The sequence below is a fragment of the Paenarthrobacter sp. NyZ202 genome, assembly GCF_049860755.1.
Taxonomy (GTDB): domain Bacteria; phylum Actinomycetota; class Actinomycetes; order Actinomycetales; family Micrococcaceae; genus Arthrobacter.
Window position 1 is genome coordinate 3,540,611 of record NZ_CP187556.1, and the last position, 13,240, is coordinate 3,553,850.

10 protein-coding genes are annotated in these 13,240 nt (G+C 63.4%); 2 read left to right on the forward strand and 8 right to left on the reverse strand.

Going from position 1 to position 13,240, the window contains the following annotated elements; genetic code table 11:
• Positions 1 to 38: 38 nt before the first annotated feature.
• The gene (locus ACPFL9_RS16400) at positions 39 to 2,156 is read left to right on the forward strand and encodes a DUF6807 family protein (RefSeq protein ID WP_426003917.1); all 2,118 of its coding nucleotides are present in this window, start codon (positions 39 to 41) and stop codon (positions 2,154 to 2,156) included.
• A 10-nt stretch (positions 2,157 to 2,166) separates the two neighbouring features.
• Here the strand turns inward: ACPFL9_RS16400 and ACPFL9_RS16405 are convergent, their stop codons facing one another.
• The 5 genes from ACPFL9_RS16405 to ACPFL9_RS16425 are packed head-to-tail and all read right to left on the reverse strand — an operon-like array spanning position 2,167 to position 7,349.
• The gene (locus ACPFL9_RS16405; protein WP_426003918.1) at positions 2,167 to 3,453 is read right to left on the reverse strand and encodes an MFS transporter; all 1,287 of its coding nucleotides are present in this window, start codon (positions 3,451 to 3,453) and stop codon (positions 2,167 to 2,169) included.
• Between the two features lie 13 nt (positions 3,454 to 3,466).
• Positions 3,467 to 4,147: a Poxvirus protein I5 gene (locus ACPFL9_RS16410; protein ID WP_426003919.1), complete on the reverse strand. Its 681-nt coding sequence runs from the start codon at positions 4,145 to 4,147 to the stop codon at positions 3,467 to 3,469.
• Between the two features lie 13 nt (positions 4,148 to 4,160).
• Positions 4,161 to 5,081: a carbohydrate ABC transporter permease gene (locus ACPFL9_RS16415; protein WP_426003920.1), complete on the reverse strand. Its 921-nt coding sequence runs from the start codon at positions 5,079 to 5,081 to the stop codon at positions 4,161 to 4,163.
• Positions 5,078 to 6,031 (reverse strand): carbohydrate ABC transporter permease, encoded by a 954-nt coding sequence (locus tag ACPFL9_RS16420; RefSeq protein WP_426003921.1) that lies wholly within the window; start codon positions 6,029 to 6,031, stop codon positions 5,078 to 5,080. The genes ACPFL9_RS16415 and ACPFL9_RS16420 overlap by 4 nt, the downstream gene beginning before the upstream one ends.
• A 31-nt stretch (positions 6,032 to 6,062) precedes the next feature.
• Entirely contained in the window at positions 6,063 to 7,349 is a 1,287-nt protein-coding gene (locus tag ACPFL9_RS16425) for an ABC transporter substrate-binding protein (protein WP_426003922.1), read from the reverse strand.
• A 206-nt stretch (positions 7,350 to 7,555) separates the two neighbouring features.
• Here ACPFL9_RS16425 and ACPFL9_RS16430 point away from each other — a divergent pair, with 206 nt between their 5' ends.
• On the forward strand, positions 7,556 to 9,580 hold the full coding sequence (locus tag ACPFL9_RS16430) for a beta-galactosidase (RefSeq protein WP_426003923.1): 2,025 nt from the start codon (positions 7,556 to 7,558) through the stop codon (positions 9,578 to 9,580).
• A 176-nt stretch (positions 9,581 to 9,756) separates the two neighbouring features.
• Here ACPFL9_RS16430 and ACPFL9_RS16435 read toward each other — a convergent pair whose 3' ends face one another.
• The 3 genes from ACPFL9_RS16435 to ACPFL9_RS16445 all read right to left on the reverse strand — a co-directional run bounded on the left by ACPFL9_RS16435 (position 9,757) and on the right by ACPFL9_RS16445 (position 13,197).
• A complete protein-coding gene (locus ACPFL9_RS16435; RefSeq protein WP_426003924.1) occupies positions 9,757 to 11,130 on the reverse strand; it encodes an ABC transporter substrate-binding protein in 1,374 nt (457 codons plus the stop codon).
• Between the two features lie 197 nt (positions 11,131 to 11,327).
• Positions 11,328 to 12,260: a carbohydrate ABC transporter permease gene (locus ACPFL9_RS16440; protein WP_426003925.1), complete on the reverse strand. Its 933-nt coding sequence runs from the start codon at positions 12,258 to 12,260 to the stop codon at positions 11,328 to 11,330.
• Positions 12,253 to 13,197: a carbohydrate ABC transporter permease gene (locus ACPFL9_RS16445; protein ID WP_426003926.1), complete on the reverse strand. Its 945-nt coding sequence runs from the start codon at positions 13,195 to 13,197 to the stop codon at positions 12,253 to 12,255. The genes ACPFL9_RS16440 and ACPFL9_RS16445 overlap by 8 nt, the downstream gene beginning before the upstream one ends.
• Positions 13,198 to 13,240 lie beyond the last annotated feature (43 nt).

Genomic DNA, 13,240 nt, shown 5'->3' on the forward strand with positions numbered 1-13,240 from the left:
ACCGCCCGCCTCGCCTGCCCGCCCCAGAGGAGAGACCCATGGAGACCGCTTCCACAGAGTCCGCACACCAGCCGGCCCCCGACCCCGTGGTGCCGGTACGGATTGCTTTGGTGGGGGTCCATGGCTTCGGCGCCCACCACCTGGGCAACCTGGAACGGCTCAGCGCCCACGGCACAGTGGACCTGGTTGCCGTCGCCGACCCCAACCCGCCGGCGCCGGGCAGCCTGCCGGAGACCACTGCCATCCATCAGGACCTTCGCGGCCTGCTGCGCGGTAACCACCGCCCGGACATCATTATTGTGGCCACCCCCATCCAGACCCACGCCCCTTTGGCCCTCGACGTCCTGGCATCTTCGGCCCATCTTTACCTGGAAAAGCCACCCGTAGCCTCCATGGCGGACTTCGAACGACTCCAACAGGCAGCCGCGGTCTCCGGCCGAAGCGTCCAGGTCGGTTTTCAAAGCCTCGGATCAAAAGCCCTGGCCGCACTGGCGCACCTGGCCCAAGGCCGTGCATCGGAGGAACTTCCGGCCATCGGAACACTCAAGGGGATTTCCGCCACCGGCCGCTGGGTACGGGACCGCGCCTATTACAAGAGATCGCGTTGGGCAGGCAAGCGGAGCCTCGACGGCGTGGACGTCGTGGACGGAGTGGCCACGAATCCGCTGGCACACGCCATTGCCACTGCCCTGCGGATTGCCGGTGCCCGCAGCGTAGATGACCTCGCGTCGGTTGAAACGGATCTCTACCGCGCCAACGACATTGAATCGGACGACACCTCAGTCATCAAGCTCCGCACAGCGGCCGGACTGCCCATCACCTGCGCACTGACCTTGTGCGCGTCGGAGTCCGTGGAGCCCTACGTCACGTTGCAGGGAACGGAAGGAACTGCAGTTTTCCATTACACCGGGGACCGCGTCACGGTGACCACGGAGGCCGGCGAAACCACCCACGACTTCGGGCGCGAGGACCTGACGGAGAACCTCCTGCAGCACCTGAAGGACGGTACGCCGCTGCTCAGTCCCCTGGAGGACAGCGGCGCATTCATGCAGGTCCTGGAGGCGATCCGCACAGCAGAAGATCCCGCCCCCATTGACCCCCGGTACATTGAGTGGGTCGGTTCGGGAGACCAGGCGCGCGCAGTGATCCGTGGGATCGAGGACGCCCTCCAGCGCGCAACATCGGCGCATGCCACGTTCTCCGGGCTCGGGCTGCCTTGGGCCCGCCCCGCCGTTGACGGCTCCCAGGATCTCTTCTCCCCCGGCGCGCACGCCGCCCCGGCGGGCGCGGACACCACCGCGGCCGGCGCGCACGCCGCCCCGGCGGGCGCTGACACCACCGCGGCCGGCGCGCACGCCGCCGCGGAAGCAGTACTGCGCACCGGCGCGACATTGGAGAAGGGCCTCTCCCCCAGGCCGTACGTGCACCCGGCGCGGACGCCCGGCGGTATCACGGTGACAGACCACCTCCCGACAGACCATGTGTGGCATCTTGGCGCAGGTTTCGCCCTCCAGGATGTGAACGGCTGGAATTTCTGGGGTGGCCGCAGTTACCGCAGGACTGCTGGCAAATATGTGGATCTTGATGACCACGGCCGCATCGAAGTCCGTCACGTGCACCGTGGAAGCAACAGCACCACCCTTCACCTCGAATGGCTCACAGCCGATGGCGAGCCGCTGATGCATGAACAGCGCAGCTACGAGCGGACCCTCCTTGATACCCGCACCTGGCGACTTGGCTTCCGGACGCAACTGACCGCCGTCGTGGATGTCTCCCTGGGCAGCCCCGGCTCCCATGGCGCCGCCGGGAGCGGTTACGGCGGGTTCTTCTGGCGGCTTCCCGCCCATGGGTCCCCGCGCGTCTTCTCCTCCACGGCTGAGGGCGAACCAGACGTGCACGGTTCCGTTGCGCAGTGGCTGGCCTGGACAGGAGAGTTCGACGGCGGCCCTGCCACTTTGGTGTTCGCCGCACCGTCCGAGTCTGCCGACCCGTGGTTTGTCCGGTGTGAGGGCTACCCGGCAGTCGGGTCCGCGCTCGCCTGGGACGAGCCGGTGTCGCTGGCCCGTGGCGCTTCACTCTCCCGCAGCAACACCGTGTGGATCAGCGACGGCATCCTTACCGCCGCAGAGGTGGAAAACCTGGTGTCCGGGACATAACCACCGGGTCTCAGATCGTGTGACGCGGCCGCCGCGAATGGCGCCACAGCAGCAGGCCGATGATGACGGCGGACGTCATCCCCAGCGCGCCGGTGACCACCAGCCCGGCCCTCACGCCAAAGTCCTCCGTGAGCCAACCGGCCAGCAGGCCACCCAGAGCGTGGCCGCCCAGAAGCAACGGGAAGTACAAGGCCAGGACCCTCCCGCGTACGGCTGCCCCTGCTTCCAGCTGCACGGCGGTTGCTGCGCTGGTCAGGAACATCCGGGTCATGAAACCCACCACCACCAGCATCACGGTGAACAGTTCCTGGTGGGGCATCAGGGCGGCCACCAATTGGCTGAGCCCAAAAAGCCCGGCGCTCGCCACGATCCCCTTCCGGCCAGAACGCTTGATCCGCGGCGCCAGCAAGGCACCGGCCAATGCACCCAGGGCGCTCACGGTGTTGAACGGGCCAAACCCCGCGGGGCCGCTGTGCCAGACCCGGTCCGCAAAAGCCGCCAGGACCACGGGACCGTTCATCCCAAAGGCTCCCAGCAGGCCGGCCAGAAGCATGATGAGCGCAAGGGGCGGGCGGGCCCTCACAAAGTGGAAACCGGCCAGGATCCGCCCACGTCGTTCCGTAAGGATCTGTTCCGGTGGGTGATGGAGTTCGCCGGGCCGGATCGCGATGATCATCAGGATCACCGCCACCCCGATCACCGAGTTGGCGGCAAATGCTGCTGCAGCACCAGCCTGGGCAATGACTACGCCGGCCAAAGCCGGACCGGCCATGGCACCCAGTTGCCCGATCGCGCTGTTAAGCCCGATCGCTGCGGGAAGTCCGGCGTCGCCCACCACTTCGTTGACGAACACCTGGCGGGCGGGGCCATCGATGGCGCTGGTGATTCCCAAAGCGACGCAGGATGCGTAGACCACCCACACATCCGTTCCGCCCGCGGCATTCCACGCGGCCAACCCGGCCGCCAGAACAACAGCGACCGACTGGCACAGCAGGAGGATCCGCCGCTTCGGGAACAGGTCCACCAACACCCCTGCCACGGGACCCACCACCAGCATCGGCAGGAATTGCAGGGCAACGGCAAGACCCACGGCCGCCGGACTGCCGGTCAACTGCAGTACCAACCAGTCCTGGGCCAGGCGCTGCATCCATACTCCCCCGCTCCCCACCAGCGACAGCACCACGAACATGCGGTAGTTGTGATGCCGCAGAGGGTAGTGCCAGGTGTCTGTTGAGGGGGTCCGGGGTGTGCCCGGGGTGTTCTGCGTGGATCGCTGGGACTGCGGGCGCGGTGACACGGGGGCGGTCAGCTCATTTCGAGGGGTTTTTGACGGGCTGGGTTTCCGATGAGCGTGGCTGGCCGTCGGTGCGGCGTGAAGCGTCCCGCACCTTGACGGCGGCGACGGCAAGGACAAGGGTGCCGGGAACGATCACGAACAGTGCCTGCAGCATCCACACAAACACCACGGCCATGAACACCGCGGCCAGCAGGAGCAGTGTCCCGCTCCAGTCACGCAAGGCATCATCCTTACCTCGTGCCCATGCCGCCTGCCACCGCTGGCGCCCCGGCAGCGCATTGGCCTCTCCGCCCCAGCTTCCGGCGACGCGCAGGAAGAGCACTGCACCCGCGCCCGCGAGCAGGAGCGTGGCAGGAAGGACCACTTCCCGCCCGGGAAGCTGCCCCACGATAGCGAGCAGCAGGTTCAGGACAATCACGACGGCGGCGACCGCCGTCGTGATTCCCGTACGCCAGCTGCCCGGCAGCGCACGGCGGAAAGTGCCCCACAGGCTTCGCAGGGAATCATCCCTGCCGCTGAGGTGCCTGTCGAGGTGCTCGACGCCGGCCGCGTAGGCAGCCGGCGCCGTCACCAGGGGCAGTGACAACAACATCACGATGACGCCGGCCAGGATCGTCTCGGAAAACAGGGCGAAGCGGCTGACCGGAAGGCCCGGTTTTCCCGCGGACTCTCCCGTGGTGTCCAGGATGCTCATTGTCCGTACCCTTCTAGCCCTTGAGGCCCTGCGTGGAGACGCCTTCGACGATGTAGCGCTGGAAGACGAGGAAGAAGACCAGCACCGGCAGCAGTGCCAGGACGGACATGGCGATCATGGCGCCGTAATCGGAGGACTGGGTCTGGTCCACGAAGAGGCGCAGCGCCAGCGGAAGCGGGTACTTTTCCGGGGTGTTGAGGTAAAGGAGCGGGCCCAGGAAATCGTTCCAGCTCCAGATGAAGGAGAAGATCGACGTGGAGATCAGGGCCGGTTTCATCAACGGGAGCATGATGGACCCGAAGATCCGGACGTGTCCGGCGCCGTCGATGCGGGCGGCCTCGTCCAGTTCGGCCGGGAGGCCACGCATGAACTGGACCATGAGGAACACGAAGAACGCGTCCGCTGCCAGGAACTTCCCGATCAACAGCGGGATGTAGGTGTCCACCAGCCCGAGCTGCTGGAACACGATGTACTGCGGAATGATCACCACGTGGAAGGGCAGCAGCAAGGTGGCGATCATCATGCCGAAGAACAGGCTGCGGCCGGGGAACTTGATCCTGGCGAAAGCGTAGGCCGAAACCGACGCAGAGAGCACGGTTCCCACCACGGCGCCCACGGCAAGAATCAGGGAGTTGGTAAAGAACGTCAGGGTTGAGACCCCGCCGATACCATCCATGGCGGTGACGAAGTTGTCGAAGCTGAAGTTGTCGGACCACAGCGAGGTGTTGGCCCCGCCGATCTCGGAATTCGGCTTGAACGACGACGCGATCATCCAAAGGGCCGGGTACAGCACGATTCCGGTGAGGACCAGCGCCGCGGCGTGGAAGATGATGCTCTTGGCCCGTTTCGCCACCGCGGATTCAGACTTCGGGTTGTACTCCGGGGCCTGGACCTGCGCCGGCGCGGGCTGGGTTGAAGGTGCCATGGTTGTCATTTCGAATCACCGCTGTAGTGGACCCAGGACTTGGACGTCCGGAAGATGACCAGGGTCAGGATGCCCACCACGATCAGCAGGAGCCAGGCCATCGCCGAGGCGTAGCCCATCCGGAAGTCGCTGAAACCGCGCAGGTAGAGGTAGAGGGTGTAGAAGAGCGTGGAGCCGGCCGGGCCGCCTTCACCGTTGGAGATGATGTAAGCGGAGTTGAAGATCTGGAAAGCGTGGATGGTCTCCATGAGGAGGTTGAAGAAAATCACCGGCGACAACATGGGCCAGGTGATGTTGAAGAACTTCCGCACCGGACCGGCCCCGTCCATCGATGCAGCCTCGTACAGGTCAGCCGGAATCTGCTTCAAACCGGCCAGGAAGATCACCATCGGAGCGCCGAACTGCCACACGGTCAGCAGGATGAACATGGGCATGGTCATGGATGGGTTGCCAACCCAACCGCCAAGGTTGATGCCGAAGAAGGACAACCCTTGGTCCACGGGACCGGAGTCGCCGAACATCGCCTTCCAGACAATGGCGATGGAAACGGAGGCCCCGATCAGCGAGGGGGCGTAGAACGCCGAGCGGTAGAAACCCTGGCCCTTGCGCTTGCTGTTGAGCAGCATGGCCACGGCCAAGGCGGCCGCAAGCTTCAACGGCGTCCCCAGGATCACGTAGTTCAAGGTCACGCCCACCGACTGCAGGAAGCGTTCGTCCTGGAACAGTGACACGTAGTTGTCCAGGCCGATCCACTTGGGTGGATCGAACAGGTTGTAGTTGGTAAAGGACAGGTACAGCGAGGAGATCATTGGCCCTACCGTCAGGGCAATGAACCCCAACAGCCAAGGCAACAGGAAGGTGTAGCCGGCGCGTGCGTCCGCACCTTGCTGCCGCGGCTTGCGCGACAGCGGGGCCGGGGACGTCCGGGGACGCCTGCTCAGGGTTGGGCTTTGAGTCACGGGATCATTCCGTCGGTCGGGAAAGCCTGTATCAGGCGTTCTGCTTGATGAGGTCTTCGGCTTCCTTGAACCAGGCGTCCGCCGCGGCGTCCACCGTCAGCTTGCCGTAGTTCAGTTCCGAGCTGATGCGCTTGAATGACGATTCAAGCGTGCCGAAGCCGACGATGGGCGGTTCCGGGGCATCCTTGAGGTACTTCTCGATCGACTTTTCGTAATCGACCACCACTTTGTCCGTACCTTCGAAGGTGGTTCCGTCCCGCTGGGTCTTCGACGCCGGAACGCCGCGGGAGGTCTTGAAGATCTGGCCGACCTCGGGGTCGTTGACCATGAAGTCGATGAACCTGGCAGCTGCATCCTTGTACTTGGTCTTGGCGCTGGCGACCATCAGCATGGACGGCTTGAGGAACAGGCCAAGGTTGTCGGGATCGTCCGAGGGGACGGGGACAAGCTTGAGTTCCTTGGCGCCGCTGTCTCCGAGGTAGCCGGCCATGAAGTTGTCCCACGTGGCTTCCGTAGCGGTGACGTTGGACCCGAACGGCGATTTGGGCAGCAACTGCGTGACCTTGTCCTCCGGGACGATCGCACCTGTGCCGCGAAGATCCGACGTGAGGTTCCACCACTTCTTCATGTCGTCCTTGGAGAAGCCCAGCTTGCCTTCGTCGGTGAAGGCCTCGATGTTGTTCTGGCGCAGCCAGATGTTGAACATCCACCACACGCCCGTGTAGTCAGTGCCACCGAAGACGGCGCCATTGCCTTTCTGTCCCACCTCGGCAAGGAACGCGTTGTATTCCTTGTAGTTCCAGGTTCCGTCCGGCTCGGCGATGCCCATGGAAGCAAGTTTGGCGGGGTCATAGTAGATGGCAAAGGCATTGGTGCTTGTAGGAATGCCGTACGTCTTGCCGCGCACCTGGCCGGACGGCAGCAGCGACTTGTCGAAAGCTTCCGTATTGATTTTCACGGTGCCGAGGTCAAGGAGCTGGTTTCGCTGGCCGTAGTCCCGGAGGTAGGAAAGGTCCCATTGCATGACATCCGGGAGGCCACCGCCGGCTGCTTCGGTGGCACGCTTCTGCCAGTATCCGGCGAAGTCGGTGAAGTTCCCGTTGACCTTGATGTCAGGGTTTTTGGATTCGAAAAGGGCAATTGCTTTCCGGGTGCGTTCGGCACGGTCGTCGTTGCCCCACCAGGTATAGGTGATGGTCACCGGGTTCTCCGCGGAACCCGTCTGTCCCGAGGACGACGATTGGCCGCACGCTGAGAGGAACGCGGCCGATGCGGTGCCGAGAGCCAGCGTGGTAAGGAAATTCCTTCGATTGATCATGAGAGCCTCCTTGCTCGGTTGGTGCAGCTTCTTCAGCGCCTCTACAACGTGGCAGTGATCTCGCTTACACTCGTTCTGAATCGATACAATAGCTCTAATCCCACATGTGGGCAAGCGTTTTCCAAGAACGCGTTTTCTCACATTGCGGACGCACCACCCCGGCTACCATCCGTCTGCACCTCTGCCCGCACTACGAAGGAGTTCCCTTGTCCTCCCCCGAAAACCAGCACCACGCAGCCACATGGAAGGCCATCAACGGACTGGGCTACGGAGGTGATTACAACCCCGAACAATGGCCCCGCGACATCCGGCTCGAAGACATCGGGCTGATGAAGGAGGCGGGGGTCAACCTGCTGAGTGTGGCGATCTTCTCGTGGGGGCTTTTGGAACCCGTGGAAGGACAGTACGACTTCGCGTGGCTGGACGAGGTCATGGACAACCTCCACGGCGCCGGGATCAAAGTTGCTCTCGCGACCGCAACAGCATCGCCTCCCGCCTGGCTCGCCCGCAAATACCCCGAAATCCTCCCCGTCACTGCGGAAGGCATCAGACTGGAGCGCGGCTCACGACGCCACTACACGCCGTCGTCCGCTGTTTACCGCCGCTATGCCGCCGGCATGACGCGGGCCCTGGCCGAACGCTATAAGGACCACCCCGCACTGGCGCTCTGGCACGTGGACAACGAACTCGGGTGCCATGTGGGCGAGTTCCACGGAGAGGAAGACGCCCAGGCCTTCCGCGCTTGGCTGGAGCGCCGCTATGGTTCCATCGAGGAATTGAACGACGCCTGGGGAACGGCATTCTGGTCCCAGCACTATGCGTCGTTCGACGAAATCATTCCGCCCGGCGCCTCGCCCACCACGCTCAACCCGGGCCAGCAACTGGACTTTGCCCGGTTCAACTCGTGGGCGTTCATCGACTACTACCGCATGCTCCTGGCCGTCATCCGCGAGGTCACCCCCGACGTCCCTGCCACCACCAACTTCATGGTCTCCAGTGCCACCAAGAACCTGGACTATTTTGACTGGTCCAAGGACATGGACGTCATCGCCAACGACCACTACCTTGTAGCCGCCGACCCCGAACGGGAAATTGAACTCGCCTTCAGCGCAGACCTCACCCGCGGCGTCGCCGGCGGCCGGCCCTGGATCCTCATGGAACACTCAACCTCGGCGGTCAACTGGCAACCCCACAACCAGCCCAAGATGCCCGGCGAGATGCTCCGTAATTCCCTGGGACACGTAGCCAGGGGCGCTGACGCCGTGATGTTCTTCCAGTGGCGCCAAAGCAAGGCAGGATCGGAAAAGTTCCACTCCGCCATGGTTCCGCACGGTGGGCGCGACACCCAGGTGTGGCGGAACGTCGTGGAACTCGGGGAAGCCCTGGGCAAACTCGCGCCGGTGAAGGGTTCACGCGTGGAATCCCGCGTGGCCATCGTGTTCGACTATGAGTCGTGGTGGGCCTCCGAACTGGACTCCCACCCGAGCCAGAGCCTGAAGTACCTCGAGACGATGCGGGCCTTCCACCGCGCGCTGTACCTCCAGGGTGTCACCGCCGACTTCGTCCATCCGTCGGCGGACCTCTCCGGTTACAGCCTGGTCCTCGTGTGCACGCTGTACGCCGTGACCGACCAGGATGCCGCCTCCATCGCAGCTGCTGCCGAAGCCGGAGCCACCGTGCTCATCAGCTACTTCAGCGGGATCGTGGACGAACGCGACCACGTACGGCTGGGCGGCTATCCCGGCGCTTTCCGCGAACTGCTTGGCATCCGCAGCGAGGAATTCCATCCCCTCTTTCCGGGCACCACCGTCACCCTCAGCGACGGAACAACGGGCACGCGATGGAGTGAACATGTCCACGCGACCGACGCCCAAGTCGTCTCCACCTTTACCGGCTACCCGCTGGACGGCGTCCCCGCCGTCACGCGCCGCTCCGTGGGCGCAGGATCCGCTTGGTACCTCGCCACGCTTCCCGACGCCGACGGCATTGAAGCACTCACCGAACGGCTCCTGGCCGAAGCCAAGGTGACGTCCGCTGCCGAGGCGGCTCCCGGCGTCGAACTGACCCGGCGCCGCACCGCCGACGGCAGCAGCTTCCTGTTCGCCATCAACCACAGCAGGGAAGACGTCACGGTCAAGTCCGACGGCGACGAACTCCTCAGCGGGCTGCGCTTCAGCGGCATCGTCCCCGCCGGAGGAGTGGCCGTGATCGCGGAAGACCACCCCAACTAAGTCGCATTTGTGCGCGTTTTGAGCGCTCAAAACGCGCACAAATGCTACCCAGTTGGGTGCCGGGAGAGTGGTGCCGCGTCGGGAGAGTGGTGCCGCGGCAGGGAGGGAGTTAGGCGCGAAAAAGCGCCCCGGACGAACCTTGTGGTTCGCCCGGGGCGCTTGGGTTTCGACCGAGGCTAGGCCCCGATGGCCGACTTCATTTCATCCACAGCCTTCTTGCCTGCTTCCTCCGCGGTGAGCCTGTTGAACAGGACCTCGGAGGTGTACCGCTTGATGATCTCCTGGATGGCCCCCGCGCCCTTGGGCGGAGCTGCGGGAGCTTCGCCGAGCTCCTCCTTGATCTGGTCGATGAAGGTCACAACCTTGGTGTCGGCAGGTGCCAGCTTGGAAGCGATGGCTTCGCGGACCTCGGAGTTCGGGTAGACACCACGGTCAGCCAGGAGGATCTCGCCGGCCTTCACATTATTGGTGAGGAAGTTGATGAACTTCGCCGTCTCTTCAGGGTGCTTGGTCCGGGACGAGGCGGACCAGAACTGCGAGGCCTTGTACCAGAGCTGCGAGTCAGCGGCCTTGCCCGTCTTGGACGGGAAGCGCAGGATCTGCAACTCTCCGCCGGCCGCCTTCTCCAGGGCCGGAAGCTGGTTGGACCACCAGAAGGCCATGCCGTTCTTTCCCGTCGCCAGGCCACTCTGGTCCAACGGCGCGGCTTCCGCTTCCACGATCTCCGAGGCCGTGGGAACAGCCTTGTTCTCGCTGAGCTGCTTCAGGAACTCCCAGTAGCCCTTGATGTCGTTGGGCTCAAAGCCAAGCTTGCCGTCCTCCGTGTACAGGGACTTCCCATTCTGGCGGAGCCAGACACCCAAAGATGCCTCGTCCGTTCCGTAGGCGGCGGCGCCGTAAGTGCCCTTGGGCGACTTCTCCGTGACCTCGCGGGCAATCCGCTCAAAGTCATCCCACGTCCAGGTCTTGTCATCCGGCAACGGAACACCTGCTGCCTGGAAGACCGCCGGGTTGGCAAGGATGGTTGCGGCATTGATGCCTGCCGGAATGCCGGTGAGGCCCTTGGCGCCCTTGCCTGCATTCAAGGCAGCTTCGTCCAGCTTGGACGTATCGATCTGGTACTTGGACAGGTCCAGCAGGGCACCACGCGTGGAATACTCCGTGATGTACTTCTCGTCCATCTGGATGATATCCGGAGCATCGTTTGCGGCGACCTGCGTAGCCAGCTTGTCCCAATAACCTGACCAGTCGCCGTACTCGGCCTTGATGGTGATGTTGGGATTTTCAGCTTCGAAGGCCTTGATGGCTTCCTGCGTCAGCTGGGCCCGTTTGTCGCCACCCCACCAGGAGAAGCGAAGCTCGACCTTACCGTCGGCGCTCTTGGCCTCGGACCCTCCGCCGCAGGCGCTGAGGGCCAGAACGGCTGCGGCCGTGGCAGCTATGATGGCGGAAGCCCGCAGCTTGCGCCTGGTTCGCTTGGCCTTGGGTTCCATCGCGGGAGCTGCTGCTCCTGCCGGGGCGGTGGCTTCACCCTTGGGAATTACCGGCACTGTTGTCTCCGATCTTCTTTGATCCTGATGTGTGAGAAAGCGTTTTCTCATTGGATTGATGGTACAAGTCACAATCTTGTGTGACAAGACCTTTGCTTGTACTAGTTGTTGGTTTGAGACGAGCCCGCACTTTGGCGCTCGTCACGACCGGCCGGCGGGGTCGGAATGGACCGACCCCACCGGAACGCCCGTATTGCCTATTTGATGCCGGTGGTAGCAATGCCCTTGATGAGGAATCGCTGGCCGAACAGGAAGACCAGGAACACGGGCAGCAAGGACACGATGGACATCGCGAACAGCGATCCCCAACTGGTGGCCGACTGTGAGTCAACGAAGGCGCGCAGTGCCACCGGGACCGTGAACATGTCCGGGTCGGTGAGGTAGATGAGCGCGCTGAAGAAGTCGTTCCAGGTCCAGATGAAGGTGAAGATGGTGGTGGTGGCCAGGGCCGGCACCATCAGGGGAAGAATGACGCGGAGGAAGATCCGCGGGTGGCCTGCACCGTCAATGCGGGCGGCCTCATCCAGGTCTTTCGGAATGCCGCGGATGAACTGGACCATGAGGAAGACGAAGAACGCGTCGGTAGCCAGGAGCTTGGGCACGATCAACGGCCAGAAAGTATTCACCCAGCCGATCTGGGAGAACAGGATGTACTGCGGCACGATCACCACGTGGAACGGCAGCATGATGGTCAACAGCATGATGCCGAAGAAGAGCTTCTTGCCCGTGAACTGGAGCCGCGCGAAGGCGTAGGCGGCCATGGAGCAGGAGATCAGGTTTCCCAGGATGGATCCGAGGACCACGATCGCGGAGTTGATCATGTAGTGCCCGAACGGATGGGTCAAGGCGGACCAGCCGTCGGTGTAGTTGCTCATCTCGAGGTTCTGGAGCCAGAGGCCGGGTTCACGGAAGATGAGGTCGTTCGGGCGCAGCGATGAGACGACCATCCACAGGAGCGGGTAGATCATGACGCCGCCCACAATGATCAGGATGGCGTGCTTGATGAGTCCCTTGATGCGGGCGCTGCGGCTGAAAGCGAGGTTTCCCGGTGATTCGCGGCGGCGGGGGCTCTTGCCCGGCTTGTCGGAAGAAGAACCGGAGGCGGCGGGCAGGGTCTGAGTTTTAGTCATCGTAGAACACCCAATACTTTGAAGCGATGAAGTTGATGGCCGTAAAGGCACCGATGATGACCAACAGGAACCAGGCCATCGCTGACGCATAACCCATGTCGAACTGGCCGAAGCCCTTCTGGTACAGGTACAGCGTGAAGAACATGGTGGAGTCTGAAGGCCCGCCGTTGCCGCCCGAGACAATAAACGCCTGCGTGAACGACTGGAACGATCCGATGATCTGGAGCACCAGGTTGAAGAAGATGATGGGGCTCAGCATCGGCAGCGTGATCCGCCAGAACTGCTGCAGCGTGGTGGCACCGTCAACCTTGGCCGCCTCGTAGTACATGTGCGGGATCTGGCGCAGGCCCGCCAGGAAGATGATCATGGGGCTGCCGAAGGTCCACACGTGCAAAAGGATGATGGAGCCCAAAGCCGTGTTGGGATCGGAAATCCAGCCCGGCCCCTGGATACCGATCATGGCCAGGACCTGGTTGACCAGGCCCGTGGTGCCGAAGATCTGCTTCCAGAGGATGGCGACGGCAACGGAGCCGCCCAGCAGCGACGGCAAGTAGAAGATGGACCGGTAGAACGGCAACCCGCGCAGGCCCTTGTCCAGGACCAACGCGATCAGGAGCGCCACGGCCAGCTGCAACGGAACACCCACCAGCACGTAGGTGAAGGTCACGCCCAGCGAATTGTGCAGACGGGCATCACTGAACATCCGGACAAAGTTGTCCAGTCCCACCCAGGCCGGCGGCTGCAGGAGGTTGTAATCCGTGAAGGACAAGTACAACGACATCAGCATGGGTCCCACGGTGATGACCAGCAGGCCAATCAGCCACGGAAGAAGGAAGATGTAGGCGGCCTTGTTATCGCGGCCGTTGGCCTTCTTCTCCTCCTTGCTCATGGGCCCCTTGCGGCGGGTCATGGTGGAGAGTTCGCCAATAGCGCTCATTGCGTCCTCCCTGCGTGACCCCGGACGCCCTGCGGCGTTGCGG